This window comes from Oleiharenicola sp. Vm1 (assembly GCF_047777955.1).
In the GTDB taxonomy this organism is placed as follows: Bacteria; Verrucomicrobiota; Verrucomicrobiia; order Opitutales; family Opitutaceae; genus Didemnitutus.
In genome coordinates, this window is record NZ_CP180537.1 from 2,197,669 (window position 1) to 2,218,827 (window position 21,159).

Sequence of the window (21,159 nt, forward strand, 5' to 3'; positions counted from 1 at the left end):
CTATGCCACGACTTCTTGCATGCGTCCTTTTCCTGGCTGGCGTCGCTAGCCTCCTCCCGACGGCTCGGGCCGTCACCGCGCTGGCCCCCGGCGAGGTGTGGCGCGATACGGATGGCCGCCCGATCAACGCGCACGGAGGCGGGATCCTCTTCCACGAGGGCGTCTATTACTGGTATGGCGAGTTCAAGGAGGGGCGAACCTATCTCCCGAAAGTGAACAAGGCGTGGGGCGGCACACGCGTGCTGGCGGGCGGCGTCTCGGTGTATTCTTCCCGTGACTTGGTGACGTGGAAGAACGAGGGCCTCGCGCTGCCGTCGGTGCCGGAGAACCCGGATCACGACCTGGCGCCCGAGAACGTCATCGAGCGTCCCAAGGTGATCTACAACGCCCGCACCAAGAAGTTCGTCCTGTGGTTTCATCAGGACAGCCCGAACTACCAGGCGGCGCGGTCCGGCGTCGCCGTCAGTGACACTCCGGTCGGTCCGTTCAAATACGTCGGCAGCTTCCGCCCCAACGCCGGAGTCCGGCCGCTGAACGCCACCGACGCCGATCTCGCGGCCGCTCCGGGCAATTTTCTCGCGCGCGACCTCGAGGGCGGACAGATGGCGCGCGACATGACGCTGTTCGTCGACGACGACGGCACGGCCTACCAGTTCTACGCCTCGGAATCGAACCAGACCATGCACGTGTCGCAGCTCAGCGAGGACTACCTGCGGCCGGCGGGAAAATACGCGCGGATCTTCGTCGGGCGCTCGATCGAGGCGCCGGCGGTCTTCAAGCGCAACGGACGCTATTACCTCATCGGCTCCGGCTGCACGGGCTGGGATCCCAATCCGGCGCACGCGGCGGTGGCGGACTCGATCTTCGGACCCTGGCGGGAAATCGGCAACCCGTGCCGCGGGGAGGGCGCCGAGATCACCTTCGGGGCGCAGAGCACGTTCGTCCTGCCGGTTGCCGGGCGACCGGACCTGTTCCTCGCGATGTTCGATCGCTGGAACAAATGGAATCTCGAGGACTCGCGCTACGTCTGGCTCCCGATCGAGTTTGATGCCGCGCAGAACCCGATCATCCGCTGGCAGCCGCGTTGGTCGTTTCCGGAGTGATGACGGTCGAAGCCACGCCCGTGCTCCGCGCCGGGGGCGCGCGCCGGCGCCGCCTGGTCGCCCTCGCGTTCCTGGCGGTCGCGGGATTCCTCCCGGCGGCCGAGCCGGCCGATGACCGGCCGAACATCGTGCTCATCCTCGCCGACGACCTCGGCTACGGGGACGTGGGGTTCAACGGCAGCGTGCAGATCCCGACGCCGAATCTCGACCGTCTCGCGGCCTCGGGCGTCGTCTGCACCCAGGCCTATGTCTCGTCCCCGGTGTGCAGCCCGTCCCGGGCCGGCCTGCTCACGGGCCGCAATCAGGTGGGCTTCGGCTACGACAACAACCTGTCGAACCCGCAGCCCGGATTCGATCCGGAGTTCAATGGACTACCCGTCACCGAGCGCACCATCGCCGACCGGCTGCGTGCCGCGGGTTACGTCACCGGGATCGTCGGCAAGTGGCACTTGGGCGACCGTCCGCAGTTCCATCCGCTGCGGCGCGGCTTCGACGAGTTCTGGGGCTTCCTCGGCGGCGGACACAGCTATTTCCCCTCGCACGGCGGGGCAGGCTCGAACGGGCAGCTGGAGTGCAGCTTCGGTCCAGTCGGCCCGCGCGGCTACCTGACGGACGACATCACTTACCAGGGAATCGCCTTCATCGCTCGTCACCGGCGGCAACCGTTCTTCCTCTACCTGGCCTACAATGCGCCGCACGCGCCGCTGCAGGCTCGGGACGAGGACCTGTCGCAGTTCACCCACATCCCCGATGTGCGACGACGCACCTATTGCGCGATGGTTTCGCGCCTGGATCAGCAGGTCGGCCGCCTGCTGGATTCGCTGCAGGCGGAGGGCGTGGCGGAAAAGACCCTGGTGGTGTTCCTCAGCGACAACGGAGGTCCCGTGGACCAAAACGCCTCGCTCAATGCGCCGCTGAACGGCCAGAAGGGCATGCTGCTCGAGGGCGGAATACGCGTTCCTATGATCTTTAGCTGGCCGGGGCACCTGCCGGCGCGGAAGTATGAACGCGTCGTGTCCGCGCTGGATCTCGCGCCGACCTTCCTGGCCCGCGCCGGGGTGGGGCGGAAAGCATGGAGCGGCCTGGAGGGCGTCGATCTGTGGACGCGTCTCATGGGAGCCGACGACTCCGCGCCGCACGACTCGCTCCTCTGGCGCTTCACCGTCAGCGCGGCGATCCGGGAGGGCGACTGGAAGCTGGTGCGGCTGCCGGATCGGCTGCCGCTGCTGTTCCACCTGAGCGACGATCTTTCCGAGCAGCACGATGTCGCGCTCGACCATCTGGAGCGCACCCGAGCCATGCTGGCTCGTCTCGGAGACTGGGATGTGCGACTGCCGCATCCGGTCTGCCTCGAGGGCGCCGAATGGAAACGCCGCCAGCTCAATCTCTACGACGCGACCTTTCCGCTGCGGCAACCGGCTCCGAACGAAGTGCCGCACCTGATCTCGGACCGGGAGACCAACGCACCGCATTGAAGGCGCCGCGCGCGGTGCCGTGGCGGCTTAGCGCGTGGTCGCCGCCGGCGGGTTGGGCCGGGGCAGGCGCGCGCCGACTTGCTGGCGCCACGCGCGCAATTCCGCGAGCAGCGAGGCGGTGCGGTCCGGCTCAGCGGTCGCGAGGTCGTGGGCTTCGCCGGGATCGGCGGCGAGGTTGAAGAGCTCTGTGCGTCCGTCCTCGAACCACTCGATGAGTTTCCAGTCTCCGCGACGGACCGCTCCGTGCGGGCGGCCGCGCTGGTTGCTGTAATGCGGATAGTGCCAGAAGATGGCCCGGTCGGGCTGCTTCCGCTCCGGCTGGGCGAGCGTCGCGGCAAAGGACACGCCGTCGACGTGGGCAGCGGGCTGCGGTGGCAGCCCGGCCAGCTCCAGGAGCGTGGGGAAGAGATCGGGCGAGGTGACGATCGCGTCGGTCACCGCGCCGGCGGGCAGGTGGCCGGGCCAGGCTACGAACAACGGCTCGCGCACGCCGCCCTCGTAGGCCCAGCCCTTGCCGCCGCGCAGGGGCAGATTGGAGGTGGGCCAGCCCTCGGAGGTGGCGAGGCCGCCGTTGTCGGAGGTGAAGACGACGACGGTGTTGTCGGCGATCCCGAGCGCGGCGAGCTCCGCCAGCACCGCGCCGACGCTGGTGTCGAGGCTCTCGACCATCGCGGCGTAGATCGGATTGGTCTGGCGCACGCGCACGCGTCCGTCCGGCGGGCCCTCGGCAAAGTCCGCGCCGGCGGGGAGCGACTTGAGCTTGGCGGTGTATTTCGCGATCAGCTCCGGCTTCGCCTGGAGAGGGATGTGCACGGCGTAGTGGGAGAGCTCGACGAGGAACGGCCGACCCTCCGCGTGCGCCGCGCGGATGAACGAGACCGTTTCGCGGGTGAGGCGCTCGTCGAGGTATTCGCCGGGCGGTCCGTCGGCGAGGTTGGGCAAGCGGTAGGGGCTGAAGTAGGAGGGCGTGCTGCCCTTGCCGGAGCCGCCGCGGTTGAGCTCGAAGCCGTGGCGATCGGGGGCATTTTCCGGTCCGTCGCCGAGATGCCACTTGCCGATGAAGGCGGTCCGGTATCCGGCGGCGCGGAACGCGTCGGCAAACGTCATGGTGTCGGACCCGAGATGGGGCGCCAGCTCCGGACTGAGCAGACGGTCGCCCGGGTGCGGGGCGCGTCCGGGCAACCAGTCGGTGATGCCGAGGCGGGCCGGGTAGCGGCCGGTCAGCAGGCTCGCCCGGGTGGGGGAGCAGACATTGGCGGCGGCGTAGGCCTGGGTGAACCGGACCCCGCGTCGCGCGAGCGCGTCGAGGTGCGGGGTTTCGTAGAACGAGCTGCCGTAAACGCCCAGGTCGCGCTGCCCGAGATCGTCGGCGAGGATGAACACGACATTGGGCGGCTGCGCCGTGGAGGGTTTCGCGCGGGCGGTCTCGGCCGCATTCAGCGGGCCGGCGGCCACCGCCGCGAGGAGCAGCAGCCGCGGGAGGAATTCGCTCTTCATCGGACGCGAGAGGAAAGCGGACCGGCCGCGAGAGACGAGCCCCCAATCGGGGGAATCCCGCGCCGGGCGCGAATCGGCACTCGTCAGCCGCGGGCGAATTTCTTGCATGGTGGGGTGCGTCCCTTCCCGGACATGATGCGAAACGGATCCCGTGACCTTGCGGCCGCCCTTGCCGTGGCCGTCCTACTCCTGAGCGGTTGCCGGGATGCAGCGCCGGCGTCGCGCCCGCCCTCGGTGGCGGCGGCGACCCGGCAGACGTCGGCCTCGTGTCGCGAGTGCCACCCGGCGGAGTTCCAAGCCTGGGCGTCGACCGATCATGCCCTGGCCAACCGCCCGGTGCAGTCCGCCGACGCGGATGCGCTGGCCGGTCTCGCCCGGCTCGATCCCGCCGTGCGGGCCGAGGCCATCCTCGGCCACCGCCCCCTGTGGCAGCCGCTCATCGCGGCGCCCGGCGGCCGCTGGCAGCCGCACGAGCTGGCCTACGATCCCGCACGACGCGAGTGGTTCAGCGTCTTCGGGACGGAGCAGCGCCGCGCCGGCGAGTGGGGTCACTGGACCGGCCGCGGCATGAACTGGAATTCGATGTGCGCCCAATGCCACATGACGGGTTTCCAGCGAAACTACGATGCCGCGACGGACCGCTATCGATCGACTTGGGTCGAGCACGGGGTCGGCTGCATCCAGTGTCACGGCCCGACGGCCGAGGGGCATGGCGCGCCCGGGGCGACGGCTGCGCGCGGACCGCAGCCGCCGTTTTTCGGCGACCGGGCCCGGATGATGCAGACCTGCGCTCCCTGCCATGCGCGCAACGAGCTGCTCACCGACAAATTCCAGCCGGGCGATGCCTACGCCGATCATTATCGCGTCGTGTTGCCGGTGGACGCGGCGACCTTTTATCCCGACGGTCAGCAGCGCGACGAGGACTTCAACTGGACCTCCGTCCTGCTCAGCCGGATGGGCCACGCGGGCGTGACGTGCCTCGACTGCCACGATCCGCACACCACGAAGACGATTCTTCCCACCTCGGACAACCAGCTCTGCCTGCAATGCCACGCGGCCCCGGGCCGGAAGCTGCCCAGCGGCGTCGTCGCGGTGCCGATTGATCCGCTCGCGCATTCCAAGCATGCCGCCGGCAGCCCCGGCAATTCCTGCGTCGCGTGCCACATGCCGACGACCACCTACATGCAGCGCGCCCCCGCCACGATCACGGCTGGCTGTCGCCGGATCCGCTGCTGACCAAGGAGCTCGGCATCCCGAACGCCTGCAGCCGCTGCCACGAGGACCGCGGCCTCGAATGGAACATCGCCCAGGCCGACGCGCTGTTCGGCACCAAGGTGCGGGCGCGGCAGCGGGCGCGGGCCCACGCGATCGCCGCCGCCCAGACCGATGCCGCCGGCGCCGCCGAAGGACTGGTGGCGCTGCTGCATCAGGAGGACGTGCCCGCCTGGCGCGCCACCTACCTCTCGCTGCTGCCGCAGACTGCCGGTGCGTCTGCCGGCCGCGAGGCGGCGCGCCTCGCCCTGACCGCGAGCGATCCGCTGGAGCGGGCGGCGGCCGCGCGTTTCTTTGTCGGTGCTCCGGACGCGTCCGATTTGCTCTCGCCGCTGCTGAAAGATCCCGTCCGCCTGGTGCGACTCGATGCCGCGTGGGCGCTCTCCGCGCAGCTGCCGGCCGATGCGCCGGCGCGCCGGGAGCTGGACGAGTATCTCGCCCTGACGCTGGACCAGCCGTCGGGCCGGTTGCGTCTCGGGCAAGACAAGGCCAACCGCGGCGACCTGGCCGGGGCCGAATCGGAAATGGCGCGGGCCGCGCAGTGGGACCCGTTTTCGCCCGCCATCCGCGATGCCCACGGCATGGTGCTGGCCGCGCTCGGCCGCGCCAACGAGGCCGGAACGGAGTTCCGACGCGCAGCGGAATTGTCCGGCCGCGGCGGTGGCCCGAGTGCGTTCCGGGCCGGGCTGGCTTTTGCCGAGACGGGCCAGGCGGCGGAGGCGGAGAACGCCTTTCGGCTCGCCGTGCAGTGCGACCCGAAGCTCCACCGCGCGTGGTATAACCTCGGGTTGCTGCTCGCGCAGCAGCAGCGCCTGGCCGAGGCCACGCAAGCGCTGGAGCAGGCGGAGCGCGCGGCGCCCGGCGAGCCCGACTATCCCTACGCCCTCGCCACGGTATGCCTCCGCGCCGGCGACTCCGCCGGCGCCCGGGCGGCCGCGCAGCGCGTGCTGCGCCTCGATCCGACGCACGAGGGCGCGCGACAGGTGTTGCGCGCCCTGGGGCGCTGACGCACCGGCGCGGAGCGCTCAGGAAAGGCGGGCGCGCTGCTGCTCGGCCTGCCGGCGGATCGCGGCGCGATCCGCGGCGGAGAGCCGGGCGAGGTTGCGCACCTGCATCGCCATGCGCGGATTGCGCCGCAGCAGCGGCTCGTGGCGCAGCAGGAAATCCCAGTAGAGCGTGGTGAACGGACACGCCCGCGGCCCGGTGCCTTGCGCGGGATCGAAGCGGCAGCCGGCGCAATAGTTGCTCATGCGCTGGATGTATTTGCCGCTGGCGACGTAGGGCTTGCTGGCCATCACGCCGCCGTCGCCGTATTGCGACATGCCGAGCGTGTTCGGGAGTTCGACCCACTCGACGGCATCGACGTAGACCGCCAGATACCATTCGTGCACGCGACGCGGATCGACGCCGTAGAGCAGTGCGAACAGCCCGGTGACCATCAGGCGCTGGATGTGGTGGGCGTAGCCGTGGCGCAGGGTCTGGCCCAGGGCGTCGCGCAGGCAGGCCATCTCGGTCTCGCCGGTCCAATAGAACGCCGGCAGCGGCTGCGCTGCGCCCAGCGCGTTGCGCTCGAGGTAACCGGGCATGTGATGCCAGTAGACCCCGCGCACGAACTCGCGCCAGCCGAGGATCTGCCGGATGAATCCCTCGACGGCGGGCAACGGCGCCGCGCCGTCGCGCCAGGCCTGCTCCGCGGCCGCGAGCACGGTGCGGGGATCGAGGAGCTTAAGGTTCATCGCGGCGCTGAGCCGCGAGTGGTAGAGCCAGGGCTCGTGCGTCCACATGGCGTCCTGGTAGCGGCCGAAGTCGGCCAGCCGGTGGGCGATGAAGTCTTCCAGCGCCTCCCGTGCCTGCGCGGCGTCGACCGGCCAGTCGAAGTCCGCCAGCGAGCCCGGGTGGCCGGCGAAGTGCCGCTCCACGTCGGCAAGGGCGCCGCGAGTGACGGCGTCGGGGGCGAAGCGGCGCGGCGGCACGCGCAAGCCGGGACCGTCGCGGCCGAACGATTCGCGGTTGTCGGCGTCGAAGTTCCACTGGCCGCCGACCGGTTCGCCGTGCGCCATCAGGATGCCGGTGCGCGCGCGCATCTCGCGGTAGAAAAATTCCATGCGCAGCTGCTTGCGCGACGCCGCGTGGCGGCGGAATTCCTCCCGCGGGCAGAGGAAGTGACGGTCCGGCCGCACTTCCAGCGGCAGGCCGGTCGCGCGGGCGACCTCCTCGATCGCGCGCGCCACGCTCCATTCGCCGGCCTCGACCAGCACCAGCGCCTGCGGCCGGAGGCGGCGGAGCGCGTCGTGCAGCTGCGCGGTGAAGGTTTCGCCGCCGGCGCCGCCGAGCGCGCGATAGTCGACGGGCCAGCCGCGCGCCCGCAGCGCGTCGCGGAAGTGCCGCATGGCGGCGAGGAACATCGCGAGGCGCGGCTTCGTGCTCCAGACCTTCGCCCCCTCATGTTTCACCTCGGCCATCCAGACGGCATCGTGCGCCGGATCGAAGCCGTCGAAGGCGGCGGATTGCGCATCGAGCTGGTCGCCCAGGACGAGGACGAGGTGGCGGAGGGAAGGCACGCGGATGCTACGCGTGGCAGGAGGCCGCGGATGCAGGCTCGCCGCGGCCCTACTGCCAGAGGAGCAGCAGCTGCGCGAAGTAGGTCGTGTCGAACTTCTCGATGCCGATGCCGACCTGGGAATTGTAGTCGTTGGTCAGGCCGAGGCGCAGGCGGAGGCGGGTGAGGCTGGTCGGGAGTTCGAAGTAGCTCTCGTGCGTGAGGCGGTAGGTGCGCGCCTGGTCGAAGGCCTGCACGTAGGTGACGCGGTTGACCAGCGAGTTGCCGCGCAGCTGCATGACGTTCGCGAGGCCGAAGTCGCCGCCCAGGGCGGCGAGGTCCTGCGTGGCGGGGTTGGAGAAGTCCTCGTAGCGGTAGGAGAGGCCGGCGCGCGCGGTGACACGGACGGCCGGACGCTTGATCAGGTCGTAGCCGAAGCCGCCGGCGGCGATGTCGTAGAACCGCAGGTCGCGGACGTGGTCGTAGCCGCCCTCGTCGCGCAGATACCAGATGCTGCGCGCGGCGAGGTTGCGCTGGTAGTCGACGCCCGCCTTCAACTGGTCGGCGGAGCGGATGCCGGCGGTGGACTGGCGGTCGACGCTGATCCGCGCGGTGAACGTGTCCTGCGCGCTGACGCGCGAGGCCCGCGCGCCCACGGTGGCGCCGAGCTGGTCCTTGAGCCCGCTGCGGCCGTTGACGTTGGCGTTCAGCTCGAAGCTCCAGGTGCGCGCGTGCTCGGTGCCGACGGGCCCGGCGCGATTGGCGGTCGATTCCCAGAGCCCGCGCACGTCGGCCACCTTGGCGGTGACGGTGCGGATCGGGGTGACGATGAGAAATGTGCCCGGAGCGATGCCGGCCGAGACGGTGCCCTCGGCCTGCGTGCCGTCGGCGAGCTGGACGGCGAGCGGGCGCTGGGTGGAGATGCCGGTCACGGCGGCCTGCAGGACGCTGATCGGACCGGCGTAGGCGGTGGTGACCTCGAGGCGGCCGTTCTTCACGCCGGTGATCTGGCCGACGATCTGGGCGCCGTTGTTGGTGTAGATCACGTCGGCGCGGGAGCGCGGGGCGAGCGCGAGGCCGACGAGCGCCAGCCAGAGAAGCCGGGGTGCGAACGGCTGAATTTTCATCGGGAGCAGTGGGCGGTCGGAAGTTAGGGGTTGTCGGTGCCGGGCACGCGGTGGCACGTTGGCGCATGGCTTACCTCCGCACCTACTCGACCCTCGGCAGTCCGGCGCTCGGGCTGGAGGACACGCTGCGTCTCGCGGCGCAGCACGGGCTCGACGGCGTCGAGCTGCGCGCGCTCGCCGGCACGATCGACCTGCCCGCCCACCTCGAAGCCGCCTATGGCACGCCGGCCGCGCTGGCCGTGCGCCTCGCCGGGCATGCGCTGAAAATCTTCTCGCTCGATACGTCGCTGCACCTCGCGCACAGCACCGCGGAGGAACGCGCGGCGTTCCTGAAATTCGTGCCCTGGGCCGAGGCGCTCGGCGTGCCGCGGCTGCGCGTCTTCGATGGCGGCAAGGTCGGCGATGCCGCCACGCACCGCGCGATGGCGGAGACGGTCGCGTGGTGGCGGGCGCTGCGGGCGGAACACCGCTGGCGGACCGACCTGATGGTCGAGACGCACGATGCGCTGTGCACCTCGGCGTCGATCCTGGGCTTCCTGGCGCTGGCGCCCGGCACCGGTATCCTGTGGGACACGCACCACACCTGGAAGACGGGGCGCGAGGATCCGCTGGCCACGTGGCGCGCGATCCGGCCGCACGTCGTGCACCTGCACGTGAAGGACAGCGTCAGCATCCCGGGCCCGAAGCACCCGTTCACCTACCGCCTGCCCGGGGAGGGCGAGTTTCCGATGGCGCCGCTGCGGGAGGTGTTGCGCGCGGAATTCCGCGGACCGGTCAGCCTCGAGTGGGAGCGCCTCTGGCACCCCGAGCTCGGTCCGGTGGAAGAAGCGCTCATGGCGGCGACGCGGCATGGGTGGTGGTGATCAGGGCAGCAGGCCCTGACGCGCGAGGAAATCGCGCAGGAGCGCGCGGGACTTTTCCTGCCACGCGGGAACGTCCTGGCCGAAGTTGTGGCCGCCGCCGGGCACGAGGTGCAGCTCGCAGCGGTTGCCGCTGGCGAGCAGGCGGTCGCGCAGGGCGAGCGCCTGCCGCGGCGAGACGAGCTTGTCGGCGTCGCCGTGGAACACCAGCACGGGCGGCATCTGCGGATCGAGCTGGTGCACGGGGAAAGCGCGATGGCGTCGGCGCCGAAGCGCTGCGGCGTGTAGCCGGTGGCCGGCGAGGTGTCGGACACGGCGCTGAACAGCACGAGCGCGGCCGGCTTGGGCGCTGGCGATTCCGCGGGCGCGGAGCCCGGCGGGGCGTGGGCGATGGCGGTCCAGAGCGCGACGTGACCGCCGGCGGAATTGCCGCCGACGACGATGCGCGCGGGATCGAGGCCGAGTTCGCCGGCGTGAGCCTGCACCCAGTGCAGGGCGGCGCGGGCGTCGGCGACGGAGGTGAGCGGCGAGACGTCGTGCCGGCCCTTGGTGCGGTAGTCCGGCGCGATGCCGACCAGGCCGAGGCCGGCCGCGAACTTGGCCCAGAAGACCGATTTCGCGGGCGTGCCCGTGGTCCAGCCGCCGCCGAAGAAAAACACCAGCGCGGGCCGGCGATCGGTCGCCTTCCAGCCGTCGGGCTTCACGACGAAGAGGCGCAGCTCGGGCGGGCCGGCGCGGTAGACGAAGGCCTCGGCGCCGGGCAGGGCGACCGGCGTCTCCTCCGGCGTCGCGGGCTGCTGCGCGAGTAGCGCGACGGGCGCGAGGAGGCAGAGGAGCAGGGCGGGGCGGCGCATGGTCAGCTCCGGCCGGCCTCCTCGTTGCTGACCGGCTTGAAGTCCGGGCGGCCGTAGCGCTGCGTGGGCGGCGTGCCGACGGGGTTGTGGCGGAACTCGTCCACACCGCGGCACAGGTAGGTCTTGAAGTTCGGGTTCACCGCGAGGTCGTTCTTCACGTTGGTGCCGGAGTAGCGGATGGTGAGGCCGGCGCGGCGGCGGTCTGAGGGATTGGCGGGCGAGCCGTGGATCGCCCGGTCGTCGTGCAGCGAGCATTCGCCGGCGCGGAGCCGGAACTGCACGGCGGAGTCGGCGCGGAAGTCGCTGCCGTCCTCGAGCTCGAGCGTGAGCACGGAGCTCGTTTCCTTGGAGCGCTTGTGCTTGATGACGCCGCCGCGGTGCGAGCCGGGGATGAGCTTCATGCCGCCGTTGACCTCGTCGACGTCGTCGAAGGCGAGCCAGACGGTGACGGAGTTGTGCGGCGCCATCGGCCAGTAATAGGAATCCTGGTGCCAGCCGACGGTGGCGAGCGAGCGCGGCTCCTTGATGAAGAAGTTGCTCGCCCAGCAGTAGAAGTTGGGTCCGAGCACGCCCTCGACGAGGTCGAGGATTTTCGGGTTCATGCAGATCTCGAACAGGTAGGTGCTGGTCTCGTGCCACTCGCGGATGTCCTTGGTCGTCTCGCCGGGACGCAGGAGCGCGAGGAGGTGCGGCAGCTCGGCGTTGATGCGGTCCATCTCCGTGCGAGAGTAGATCGGCGGCAGACCGAGGAGGTAGCCTTGGTCGTGATAGAATTTCTGCTGTTCGGGCGTGAGGCGGTGCGTGGAGCTCATGGGGTCGGGGTGATCAGGGAGCGGGGTGGAAATTCAGCGCGATCGCGATGGCGCCGTGACTGCCGATGGTGGCGCCGAGCTCGGCGGGCAGGATTTGGCAGGCGGCCGCGGCGTGGGGCAGGGCCTCGCGCTCGAGGGCGGCGCGCAGCGCGGGCGCGAACAGTTCGCGGCAATGGGGATAAAAGCCGCCGAGGACGATGCGCTCGGGGTTGAGCGTGTCGACGATCACGGCGAGCGCCTCGCCGAGCTTCGTGCCGGCGACGTGCATGACGGCGAGCGCGAGCGCGTCGCCCTGTTTGGCGGCATCGGCGACGGCCTTGGTGGTCGTGGTGCCGTCGGCGGCGAGCCACGCCGGCGGCGGGCCGCGGCGTTCCGCGGCCATCGCCTGGGCGAGGCGCGCGATGCCGCCGCCGCTGCAGAAGCCCTCGAAGGAACCGGCCTTGCCGAAGCCGACGGGCCCGGTCGGCGCCAGGCGCAGGTGGCCGACCTCCCCGGCGTCGCCGGTGGCGCCCTCGTAGAGCTGGCCGTTGAGGATGAGGCCGGCGCCCATGCCGGTGCCCGAGGTGAGGAAGACCATGTGCCGGCAGCCGCGGCCGGCGCCGAAGCGCCACTCGGCCAGCGCGCAGGCGTTGGCGTCGTTCATCAGGAAGGCCCGGCCGCCGAAGCGCTCGGTCAGGCGGCGGCAGATGTCCACGCCGTGCCAGCTCGGGTCGAGGTTGGGCGGCGAGGTGATGATGCCGCGCGCGGCGTCGAGCGGACCGCCGCAGGAGACGCCGAAGAGCAGGCCCGGCCGGGCGACGCGCTCGATGGCGGCGGCGAGGAGGGCGAAGGTCGTCTCGAAGTCGGCGGTGGGCACGCGCACCAGTTCCTCGAGGACGCCGCCGTGCACGCGCGCGACCGCGCACTTGGTTCCGCCGATGTCGAGGCCGACGATCTGCGCCCAGGCGGAGTCGGGCAGGAGCGGGGAAAAGCGGTCGGCGGCGGGCGGATTCGAGGCCATGGCGTCAGGCGGGAAGGGCAAGGAGGGCGGCGTAGAGGGCGACGGCGCTGGCCAGCTCCGCGCGGTGCAGCCACTCGTCCTTGGTGTGCGCCTGCGCGATGTCGCCGGGGCCGAGGACGAGCACGGGGGCGCCGGCCGCGGCGTAGTGGCTGGCGTCGGTGGCGTAGGGGCGCCGACGGCGGCGGGATCGAGACCGGTGGCGACGAAGGCCGGCTGCATCCAGGCGTGCAGCGCGGCGGAGTTTCCCGGCGGCAGCGGCGGCGCGAGGTATTCGCGGTCGTGTTCGACGGCGAGGCCGGCGAGCGCGGCGTCGCGCTCGGCGCGGACCTGCGCGGCGGTCTCGCCCGGCACGAGGCGGCGGTCGCAGAGGATCTCGCAGGTGTCGGGGATGATGTTCACCGCCGAGCCGCCGCGGATGACGTTGATGCTGGCGGCGGCGCGGCCGGTGAGCGGGAAGGTGCGCGTCGCGAGCGGAATGAACTTGGTCTCGAGCGCGGCGATCACGGGCAGCATGGCGGCGATGGCCGAGCGGCCGCGCGTCGGGTCGGAGGAGTGGGCGGCGAGGCCGCGGGTGACGCTGCGCCAGCGCAGGGCGCCGTTGTGCGCGACGACGGGACGCAGGCCCGTGGGTTCGCCGACCACGATGCCGCGCAGGCGCGAAAACTCCCGCAGCGCGCCGGCGGCGAAGGCCTGGGCCCCGGTCATGCCTGCTTCCTCGTCGATCGTGAAGAGCACGCCGGCGTGGCGCGGCCGGACGGGCCGCGCGGCGTAGTCCCGCAACGCCCAGAGCATGGCGGCGCCGGAGCCCTTGGTGTCGCAGGCGCCGCGGCCGAAGAGGCGGTCGCCGTCGGCGGTCAGACGGAACGGCGGCACGGTCATGCCCTCGACGGCCACGGTGTCGAGGTGGCTCTCGAGAATCAGCCACTCGGCGTCCGCTACCGTCGCGGCGCAGTGAACGAAAAGGTTGAATCGTCCTCCGTCCACCGCATAGCGGCGCGACGACAAGCTCCACGCCGCGGCGAGGCGCTCTATTTCCTCGGCCAATCGGCACTCGCCGCCGGCGGGGCCACCGAAGTCTGGGTTGACGGTTTCGAAGGAAACCATCCGGGCGAGGAGTTGCTCGGGCGAGAGGGGAAGAGTTAAGTTCATGGTCAGCGGAGCCATTCGTCGCGGTGACGGGCGACGAAGTCATTGTCCACGAGATCAGGATACGCGGTGGCGACGCGCGTCAATTCCTCGGCTTGGCCGCGAGAGAGAACTTCGGCGGGATTGAGGCAGAGATTGGTCTCGATCAACCCCTGGCGGCGAAGCACCTCCAGAATGCCGGGGATGCAGCCGTGGAAGCGGTTGGCGGCGTCGAAGAGCGCGGCGTTCATGTCGGTGACGGCCGCGGCGGTCGTGAGCCAGGAGACGTCGATCGTGGCGCGGCCCGCCGCGGCTTGCACGCGCTGGAAGAGCTGCACGGCGGCGTGCGTCCAGACGCCCCAGTGGCCGAGCAGGCCGCCAACGATGCGGCGGGTGACGCGGCGGCCATCGATGGCGAAGGTGAACGGGGTGAGCAGGTCGGTGACGATGGTGTCGTCGTTGCCGGTGTAGAGCGCGATGTCGTCGCGGCCGGCGGCGGCGAGCGCGCGCACGACGTCGAGGGTCTGGTAGCGGTTGAACGGCGCGATCTTGATCGCGACCACCGCGGGGATCTCGGCGAACTGCCGCCAGAAGGCGTAGCTGAGCACGCGGCCGCCGACGGCGGGCTGGAGGTAGAAGCCGACGACGGGCAGCACCTGCGCCACCGCCGCGACGTGGGCGAGAATGTCGGCCTCGGGCTCGTCCTTGAACGCGGCCATGCTGACCAAGCCGGCGTGGTAACCGAGGGAGCGCGCGAGTTCCGCCTCGGCGAGGGCCTGGGGCGTTTGGCCACAGACGCCGGCGACGAGCGCCACGGGACGCGGGCGCGCGGCGAGTTCGGCGCGCGCGGTCTCGGCGGCGAGCTCGAGCACGGGCCGCAGCAGGCCGTGCTCGGGCCGGCGGATCTCGAACTGGGTCGAGTGCACGCCGACGGCCAGGCCGCCGACGCCGGCGGCGAGCTGGTAGCGCGTGAGGGCGCGTTGGTGCCGCTCGGAGAACTTGCGGTTCCGGTCGAGGGCCAGCGGGTGGGCCGGGATGACCTGGCCGGCGAGGAAGTGGGCGCGGAGGTCCATGTCAGAATTTGCCGTCGCGGGTTTCGAAATGCGTCGGCTTGCCGAGCAGCCGGCCGCCGGATTGGAGGTGCGCGACGATGCGATCCATCATCGTCGCCACCGAAACGCTCGGCGGGCCGAAGAGGCGGACGGATTCCGCGGCGTCGGACAGCCAGGCGGCGTCGGCTTCGGTGCCCGTGAACACCGGCGGACGGCCGAGGCGGCGGCCGAATTCCTCGGCGAGGTCGCGGATGCGCAGCTTTTCCGGGCCGGTGATGTTGAGGATGCGCGGCGGGCAGGCGGCGAGTTCGAGGCATTGGATGGCGCGCGCGCAGGCGTCGCCCTGCCAGATGCAGTTGAGCCAGCCCATCGTCAGGTCGATGGGTTCGCCGCGGGCGACCTTCGCGGCCACGTCGACGAGCACGCCGTAGCGCAGCTCGACCGCGTAGTTGAGGCGGTAGAACAGCACGCGCGTGCCGAATTCGCCGGCATAATGCGTGAACACGCGTTCGCGACCGACGCAGGTGGTGGCATATTCGCCGAGGAAGGCGACGGGCTCGCGTTCGCTCGCGCCCGGCCCGGTCACCGGCACGAAGGGATAGACGCAGCCGGTCGAGAAGACGACGAGGCGCGCGTCGCGGAAGCGCTGGGCGACGAGGGCGGGCACGACGGTGTTTTGAATCCAGGCGAGGCCCGGCGCGTCCTCGGTGCCGAACTTCTGGCCGGCGAGGTAGAGGAGGTTCGGCACGTCCGGCAGGGCGGCGAGGGCCGCGGCGTCGGCGAGGTCGCAGGCGAGGGTGCGCACGCCGAGCGACTCGAGCTCCCGGCGCGCCTCGGGGCGGCTGAAGCGCGAGACGCCGTAGACCTGGGCGTCGCGGCGGCCGGCGGCGTCGAGCGCGCGCCGCAGCATGACGGCGGTCGTCGTGCCCATCTTGCCGCCGACGCCGAGCACCATGAAGTCGCCGGGCAGGTTCTTCACCGCGGCGATGGCGCCGGGCGTGGGCGTGGAGAGCAGCAGTTCGATGTCGTGGTCGGTCGTGGGAGCGATCGTCATGAGGAAGCGGGGAAAATTCTTCAGAGGCCGAGGAAGCGGCGGAGATTGCCGGCGGCGACCTGCGCGCGCCGGGAGGCGGAGAGCGTGGAGGAGTCGAGCTTGGCGCGGGCGGCGGCGGTGATCAGGAACGGCGTGTGGGAGGCGAACGCGAGCTGGCGCGTGGGCACCCGGGCGGCGAGGTGCTCCATCGTGTCGTGCCATTCGGCGAAGGACAGGTCGGCAAGCAGGTGCGGGTGGCGGCGCGCGAGCTTGATCAGGTCGGGCCGCAGGAGGCCGCTGGCGAGGATCGGGCGGGGGCGGTGGCGCCGGAGCAGCGCGTCGAGGTCGTCGGCCGGGACGGGCTTGAGCGACAGCGCGTGGTATTCGTGCCGGTGGTCGATGAGCTGCATCTGCACGATGAGCCGCAGCCGGCGGCGCGCCAGCGCGGCGAGCAGCTCGTCCACGGCGGGGGCGGACAGGCGGTAGGCGTGGTAGTTGGGCAGCAGGCGCACGGCGCGCACGCGGCGGTCGGCGGCGACCTCGGCGAGATCCTCGCGCCAGGAGGCGAGAGCGGGATTGATCACCGGCACGGGCAGGAGGCGGCGGAGGCCGCGGGTGCCGGCGAGCAGGGCGCGGTTGGCTGGTTGCGGCGCGGGGGCGAAGACGGCGTCGAGCGGGGAGACGAGCGCCGGGCCGATGCCGTGGCGCGCGAGGTGCGCCGCGAGCGAGCGCGGCGTGTGGGCGGGGGCGAAGGAGAACGGCCATCGGCCGATCCAGGCGCTGGCGTCGAAAGGGTTCATGGGAGGCCGAGCAGGGTGGCGGCGTTGTCGTGGAGGATTTTTCGCTGCGTCGCCGCGTCGAGGGCGGAGCCCGTGATGCGGGCGATGGCGACGCCGAAGTCGCGGATCGGCGCGTCGGAGCCGTAGACGACGCGGTCGGCGCCGAGCGCGTCGACGGCGAACTCGACGATGCCCGTTTCGGGCGCGGCGCCGGAGGTGTCGACGACGACGTTGCGGTGTGGCTTCACCGCGAGCACACCGCGGACGCCGCAACCGGTGAGGTGCGCCATGATGATGCGGACATCGGGGAAGCGCGCGGCGAGCGTGGCGACGTCCTCCGGGTCGGTGTGGAAGGCGCGTTCGCCGATCTTGGTCATGCTCCAGGCGTGCTGGAGGACGAGGAGCCGGTGCCGGCGTGCGGCTTGCATGAGCGGGCGCATGCAGGCGTCGGCGGCGTTGTTGGCGATCTCGAGCTTGAGGCCGCGGAAGCCGCGGGCGACGCAGCGCGCGATCTCGCGCTCGACCGCGCGGGCGCCGAGCGTCGGATTGAGGTGGCAGAAGCCGGTGACGAAGCCCGGGTGGCGCTGCATGAGCGCGTGCGTCTCGTCGTTGATCGTGCGGATCTGCGCGGCGGTGGGCGAGCGGCCGAAGCCGAGGACATCGCCCAGCGCGACGACGTGGCGGATGCCGTGCGCCCGGGCGCGTGCGATGAGCTGGGCGGCGCCGGCGAAGCCGCGGCGGTCCTCGCGCAGGATCGGGTGGGTGTGGATGTCGATGACGCGCATGACGGGTCAGGCCGCGAAGTGGCGTGCGACCTTGGCGATGGCGGCGGCGGTCTGGTCGACGATCTCGTCGGTCAGCGCGGGGCTGATCGGCAGCGAGATGCCGGTGGCGAGCAGCGCCTCGGCCGCCGGGCAGCGGACGGTGCGGTAATCCATCGTGGTGAGGCCGGCGTCGCGCAGCGGCCAGCCGCCGCCGAAGAAGTTGTGGTTCTGGAAAAGCGGGTAGCCGTAGACGGGCTTGGGAATGTAGCCCGCCTGGGCGGCGACGCCCTCGGCCTGGAGCGCGGCGACGAACTCGTCGCGCGGGCAGCGGAAGGCGGCCGGATCGAGCCGCAGCAGGCAGAACCAGAAGCTGTGCGTGTCGCGCGGGTCGATGGCGGGGAGCGCGACGCCGGGCAGGGCGAGCGCGCGCAGATGCGAAAGCAGGCGCGAGCCGAGGCGGATGTGCGCGGCGACGATGGCGTCGAGCTTGGTCAGCTGCGCGGCCGCCACGGCGGCCTGCGGCTCGCTCAGGCGGTAGTTGGGCGAGAGCGCCTCGGGGTTGCGGCCGCCCGCGACGCGGTCGTAGTGCTTGTCGCCCCACTTGGCGAGCGTGGGGCCGAAGCGTTGATCATTCGTGCCGACGATGCCGCCGTCGCCGCAGCTGACGTGCTTGAACTCGTTGAAGGAATAGCAGGCCAGGTCGCCGAACAGCCCGACGGCGCGGCCGCGGTGGGCGGCACCCCACGACTGGGCGCAGTCCTCGATCACGGCGAGGTGGTGCTCGCGCGCGAGGGCCAGGATGGCGGTCATGTCGCTCGGGTTGCCCGCGAGGTGGACGACCATGATCGCCTTCGTTTTCGGCGTGATGGCGCGGCGGATGGCGGCCGGGTCGAGGTTGTAGGTGTGCGGGTCGATGTCGGCGAAGACCGGCACCAGCTGCTGATAGAGGATGCCGATCACGGAGCCCATGTCGGTGACCGGGGAGGTGATGATCTCCGAGCCCGGCGGAAACTGGAGCGCGGCGACGGCGATGTGCAGCGCGGCCGTGCCGGAGGAGCAGGGCATGCACCATTGCAGCGGGTAGGTGCGGCGGAACTCGGCGAGCAGCGCGTCGGTCTGCGGGCCCTTCCAGTAGAAGAGCGAGGGCTGGTCGACCATGGCGGTGAGGCGCGCGAGTTCGGCGGCGCCCCAGCGGTGATGTGGCGGACGGGTGGCGGTGACGGCCTTCGGGCCGCCGTGGAGGGCGAGCAGTGACGACTGGCTCATAGGGAGGTGGCGCCGGCGAGGCGCGGCAGAGTTTTCAGCGCGGCGAGGAAGTCGGCGAGCCCGAAGACGAAGCCGAATTCCACCGCGACACGCCAGAGCGCCTGGCGCTTCTCGGCTTCGGCGCGCGCGGTCTCGCGGTTTTCGACCGCGGTGGTGGCCTCGGCGAGGGTGGAGCAGAGGCAGCCGTGCCGCGCCATGTCCACCATGCCGCCCGGGGACATGAGCAGGCACCAGTTGAGGGCGAAGCCGACGTAGATGAGGTGATTGACGGCGTGGGCGCGGCAAAGCGCGGCCAGTTGCGTGCCGTCCTCGGCGATGCCCTCGTCGCCGAGCGGACGGGCGGCCTGGGCGAAGTCCAGGCGCGCAAAGCCGGCGGCGACGTCGGTCTGGTTGTGCACGCCCGGCGTGCCGTGCGCGTGGCGCAGGCGCTGCAGGGCGAGATAAGCCGGGTCGGGCGACACGCGGGCCAACTGCGGCGTTGCGCCCGCGAGGCGGCGCGCGCGCTGGCTGCCGGGAAGGTGGGAGTAGTAGTCGCGGCCGCCGACGACGTGGAAGACCGGCAGCGGCGAGGCGCGCGCGGCGGCGAGCAGGGGCGGGAAAACCTCGGCGAGGATGCGCTCGGCCCGGGGGATGTATTCGACGGCGCGGCGCCAGCCGGGGAATTCGTGCGGCGCGCCGCTGTCCCAGGCGTGCATGACGACCAGCGCGGTGTGCGCGGGCGCGAGTTCGACGTCGAGCGTCTGCCAGCCGCCGTAGCCCTCGGCGGGGACGGCCCGCGCGAGGTCGGCGTCGAATTGCCGGTAGAGCTGGGCGGGCAGGCGCATGTCAGGAGGCGGCGGCGCGCGGCCGGGCGACGCGGCGCAGGCCGAAGCCGAGCAAAATGAGCAGCACGCCGGCGAGGAGGTTGTGGGTGGAGGGCGCGAGCGGCGTCGACGGCAGGGCGGTGCAGGCGATGAGGACGAGGCCGAGGAGAATGGAGATCGAGCCGATGACGCCGTAGACCTGCAGGCCGCCGGCGGGGGCGACGGGCGCGTCGGGCACCGGCGTGCGCAGGTCGCGGTCGAGCTGGTGCAGGGCGGCGTGCCGCGGGTCGTCGGCGCGATAGCAGCGGGCGGAGAGGAAGAAGACCACGGTGGCGGTGACGGCCTCGCTCAGGACGTTGCGCGCGAGGGCGTCCTCCTTCCAGACGCCGGCGAGCATGAGCGCGATGGCGACGATGAAGGCGGCGCTGCACGAGGCGATGCCCGACCACCACGGCGTCTTGCGGTAGAGCATGCCGAGGGCGACCGGCATCATGAACGCCGCGACGAGCGAGTAGTATTGCAGCGCGAAGTCGAAGGCGCCGCCGAAGCGCGGGATGTAGAAGGCGACCAGCACGCCGAGGACGCCGATCCCGAGCATGGCGAGGCGGGCGACGCGCATCTGCTGCGGCTCGGTCGGCGTCTGGCCGGTCGCGCGGCGGCGCAGCGGCACGTAGATGTCGCGCGTGACGGTGACGGAGAGCCAGTTGCAGGCGTCGTTGGCCTGGCCCAGCGTGGCGGAGAGCACGGCGGAGACGACGAAGCCGACGAGACCGTGCGGGAGCAGCAGCAGCGCCAGGCTGACGTAGGAGGCCTCGGACGGGTCCTTGAGCGAGGGCCAGAGCGAGTTGAGGTCGGGGAAGATGACCTTCGAGGCCATGACGGGCAGGATCCACATCAGCGGGGCGAAGAACGAGAGCACGGCGCAGAGCAGCGCCATCTTCCGCGCGCCGCGCTCGTCGGGCACGCTGTAGTAGCGCTGCGCGAGGTGCCACGCGACGTTGTAGCCGAGGATGGTGTTGAGGAAGTAGCTGAACAGGAACCACGGATCCGCCGCCATGCCGCCGGGGCGCAGGTAGGCCTCCGGGACCTCGTGCAGCATGCGCTTGAACCCCGCGAGCACGCCCGCGCCTTCGCCGAGGTAGTGGTAGGAGACGGGAAAAATGATCACCGTCATCACGATGATGATGATCGACTGCACGGCGTCGGTCAGCACCGCGGCCCAGAGTCCGCCGATGACGGTGTAGAAGACCACGACGACGCCCACGACGAGGATGGAGGCCTGCAGGCCGTTGAAGGAGACGCCGGCCAGCTCGAAGGTGCGGTCGCCGAAGCCGAGCGCGGAGGAGACGAAGATGCAGAGGATGTAGAGCCCCTGGCCGATGCCGACGATCTGCGGGACGATGGACGTCACCGAGTAGAAATAGGTCGTCGAGGGCGAGTAGCGCTTGGTCAGGAACTGCAGCGGCGAGTCGAGCCGCGCGCGCCGCCACATTTTCGCGAAGTAGAAATAGCCCAGCAGGTAGGCCCAGGTGGCCGAGGTGAAGATGATGATGGCGCCGACGCCGACGCGGTAGGTGAAGCCCGCGGCGGCGACGAACATGAAGGCGGAGAAGCCCGTGACCCAGTTGGAGAGTCCCGCCAGCACCCACGGCACCTGGCCGCCGCCCTTGAAGTAGTCGTCGGTGCCGCGGTTCTTTCGCGCGGCGTAGAAGCCGACGAAGATGACGATGGCGAAGTAGAGGGCGATGAGCCCGTAATCGATCGCGTTGATGGTGTTGAAGGCGGGCATCGCGGCGGG

General features: G+C 71.3%; 19 protein-coding genes and 2 pseudogenes. 5 read left to right on the forward strand and 16 right to left on the reverse strand.

Features of this window, described 5'->3' with window-relative positions:
- Positions 1–2: 2 nt before the first annotated feature.
- Together ACMYLB_RS10920 and ACMYLB_RS10925 are read left to right on the forward strand one after the other, a co-directional pair.
- Positions 3–1,103, forward strand: a complete 1,101-nt coding sequence (locus tag ACMYLB_RS10920; protein ID WP_415910946.1) for a glycoside hydrolase family 43 protein — start codon at positions 3–5, stop codon at positions 1,101–1,103.
- The gene (locus ACMYLB_RS10925) at positions 1,103–2,578 is read left to right on the forward strand and encodes a sulfatase-like hydrolase/transferase (RefSeq protein ID WP_415910947.1); all 1,476 of its coding nucleotides are present in this window, start codon (positions 1,103–1,105) and stop codon (positions 2,576–2,578) included. The genes ACMYLB_RS10920 and ACMYLB_RS10925 overlap by 1 nt, the downstream gene beginning before the upstream one ends.
- A gap of 27 nt (positions 2,579–2,605) precedes the next feature.
- Here the strand turns inward: ACMYLB_RS10925 and ACMYLB_RS10930 are convergent, their stop codons facing one another.
- Positions 2,606–4,075, reverse strand: a complete 1,470-nt coding sequence (locus tag ACMYLB_RS10930; protein ID WP_415910948.1) for a sulfatase — start codon at positions 4,073–4,075, stop codon at positions 2,606–2,608.
- Between the two features lie 174 nt (positions 4,076–4,249).
- Here ACMYLB_RS10930 and ACMYLB_RS10935 point away from each other — a divergent pair, with 174 nt between their 5' ends.
- Positions 4,250–5,311, forward strand: a complete 1,062-nt coding sequence (locus ACMYLB_RS10935; protein WP_415910949.1) for a multiheme c-type cytochrome — start codon at positions 4,250–4,252, stop codon at positions 5,309–5,311.
- Complete coding sequence (locus ACMYLB_RS10940; RefSeq protein ID WP_415910950.1) at positions 5,233–6,354, forward strand: tetratricopeptide repeat protein; 1,122 nt, start codon at positions 5,233–5,235, stop codon at positions 6,352–6,354. Before ACMYLB_RS10935 ends, ACMYLB_RS10940 begins: the two co-directional genes overlap by 79 nt.
- Positions 6,355–6,372: 18 nt before the next feature.
- Here ACMYLB_RS10940 and ACMYLB_RS10945 read toward each other — a convergent pair whose 3' ends face one another.
- Together ACMYLB_RS10945 and ACMYLB_RS10950 are read right to left on the reverse strand one after the other, a co-directional pair.
- Complete coding sequence (locus tag ACMYLB_RS10945) at positions 6,373–7,908, reverse strand: cryptochrome/photolyase family protein (RefSeq protein WP_415910951.1); 1,536 nt, start codon at positions 7,906–7,908, stop codon at positions 6,373–6,375.
- 49 nt (positions 7,909–7,957) lie between these two features.
- The gene (locus ACMYLB_RS10950; protein ID WP_415910952.1) at positions 7,958–9,013 is read right to left on the reverse strand and encodes a DUF481 domain-containing protein; all 1,056 of its coding nucleotides are present in this window, start codon (positions 9,011–9,013) and stop codon (positions 7,958–7,960) included.
- Positions 9,014–9,078: 65 nt separating this feature from the next.
- On the opposite strand from ACMYLB_RS10950, the gene ACMYLB_RS10955 reads away from it, so the two are divergent.
- Positions 9,079–9,876, forward strand: coding sequence for a sugar phosphate isomerase/epimerase family protein (locus ACMYLB_RS10955; RefSeq protein ID WP_415910953.1), 798 nt, complete (start codon positions 9,079–9,081; stop codon positions 9,874–9,876).
- Here the strand turns inward: ACMYLB_RS10955 and ACMYLB_RS10960 are convergent, their stop codons facing one another.
- The 13 genes and pseudogenes from ACMYLB_RS10960 to ACMYLB_RS11020 all read right to left on the reverse strand — a co-directional run bounded on the left by ACMYLB_RS10960 (position 9,877) and on the right by ACMYLB_RS11020 (position 21,150).
- Positions 9,877–10,116 (reverse strand): alpha/beta hydrolase, encoded by a 240-nt coding sequence (locus tag ACMYLB_RS10960; RefSeq protein WP_415910954.1) that lies wholly within the window; start codon positions 10,114–10,116, stop codon positions 9,877–9,879. It abuts the gene before it with no gap.
- A 62-nt stretch (positions 10,117–10,178) separates the two neighbouring features.
- Positions 10,179–10,727: pseudogene (locus ACMYLB_RS10965) on the reverse strand (alpha/beta hydrolase); the annotation flags it as partial.
- Positions 10,728–10,729: 2 nt separating this feature from the next.
- Positions 10,730–11,539 carry a phytanoyl-CoA dioxygenase family protein gene (locus ACMYLB_RS10970; RefSeq protein ID WP_415910955.1) on the reverse strand — a complete coding sequence of 270 codons (810 nt, stop codon included), beginning with the start codon at positions 11,537–11,539 and terminating at the stop codon, positions 10,730–10,732.
- 13 nt (positions 11,540–11,552) lie between these two features.
- Complete coding sequence (locus ACMYLB_RS10975) at positions 11,553–12,539, reverse strand: ROK family protein (protein WP_415911063.1); 987 nt, start codon at positions 12,537–12,539, stop codon at positions 11,553–11,555.
- A 4-nt stretch (positions 12,540–12,543) separates the two neighbouring features.
- Positions 12,544–12,906 carry a M20/M25/M40 family metallo-hydrolase gene (locus ACMYLB_RS10980; protein ID WP_415911064.1) on the reverse strand — a complete coding sequence of 121 codons (363 nt, stop codon included), beginning with the start codon at positions 12,904–12,906 and terminating at the stop codon, positions 12,544–12,546.
- A pseudogene (locus ACMYLB_RS10985) lies at positions 12,798–13,703 on the reverse strand (M20/M25/M40 family metallo-hydrolase); the annotation flags it as partial. The gene ACMYLB_RS10980 and the pseudogene ACMYLB_RS10985, both read right to left, overlap by 109 nt.
- Positions 13,691–14,737, reverse strand: coding sequence for a dihydrodipicolinate synthase family protein (locus ACMYLB_RS10990; protein ID WP_415910956.1), 1,047 nt, complete (start codon positions 14,735–14,737; stop codon positions 13,691–13,693). The pseudogene ACMYLB_RS10985 and the gene ACMYLB_RS10990, both read right to left, overlap by 13 nt.
- A gap of 1 nt (position 14,738) precedes the next feature.
- On the reverse strand, positions 14,739–15,770 hold the full coding sequence (locus tag ACMYLB_RS10995) for an NAD-dependent epimerase/dehydratase family protein (RefSeq protein ID WP_415910957.1): 1,032 nt from the start codon (positions 15,768–15,770) through the stop codon (positions 14,739–14,741).
- A 20-nt stretch (positions 15,771–15,790) separates the two neighbouring features.
- Positions 15,791–16,549 (reverse strand): hypothetical protein, encoded by a 759-nt coding sequence (locus tag ACMYLB_RS11000; protein ID WP_415910958.1) that lies wholly within the window; start codon positions 16,547–16,549, stop codon positions 15,791–15,793.
- Positions 16,546–17,313, reverse strand: a complete 768-nt coding sequence (locus tag ACMYLB_RS11005; RefSeq protein ID WP_415910959.1) for an amidohydrolase family protein — start codon at positions 17,311–17,313, stop codon at positions 16,546–16,548. Before ACMYLB_RS11005 ends, ACMYLB_RS11000 begins: the two co-directional genes overlap by 4 nt.
- Positions 17,314–17,319: 6 nt before the next feature.
- Positions 17,320–18,558, reverse strand: a complete 1,239-nt coding sequence (locus tag ACMYLB_RS11010) for a DegT/DnrJ/EryC1/StrS family aminotransferase (protein ID WP_415910960.1) — start codon at positions 18,556–18,558, stop codon at positions 17,320–17,322.
- A complete protein-coding gene (locus ACMYLB_RS11015; protein WP_415910961.1) occupies positions 18,555–19,382 on the reverse strand; it encodes a hypothetical protein in 828 nt (275 codons plus the stop codon). The genes ACMYLB_RS11010 and ACMYLB_RS11015 overlap by 4 nt, the downstream gene beginning before the upstream one ends.
- Position 19,383: 1 nt before the next feature.
- Complete coding sequence (locus tag ACMYLB_RS11020) at positions 19,384–21,150, reverse strand: sodium:solute symporter family transporter (RefSeq protein WP_415910962.1); 1,767 nt, start codon at positions 21,148–21,150, stop codon at positions 19,384–19,386.
- Positions 21,151–21,159: the final 9 nt, after the last annotated feature.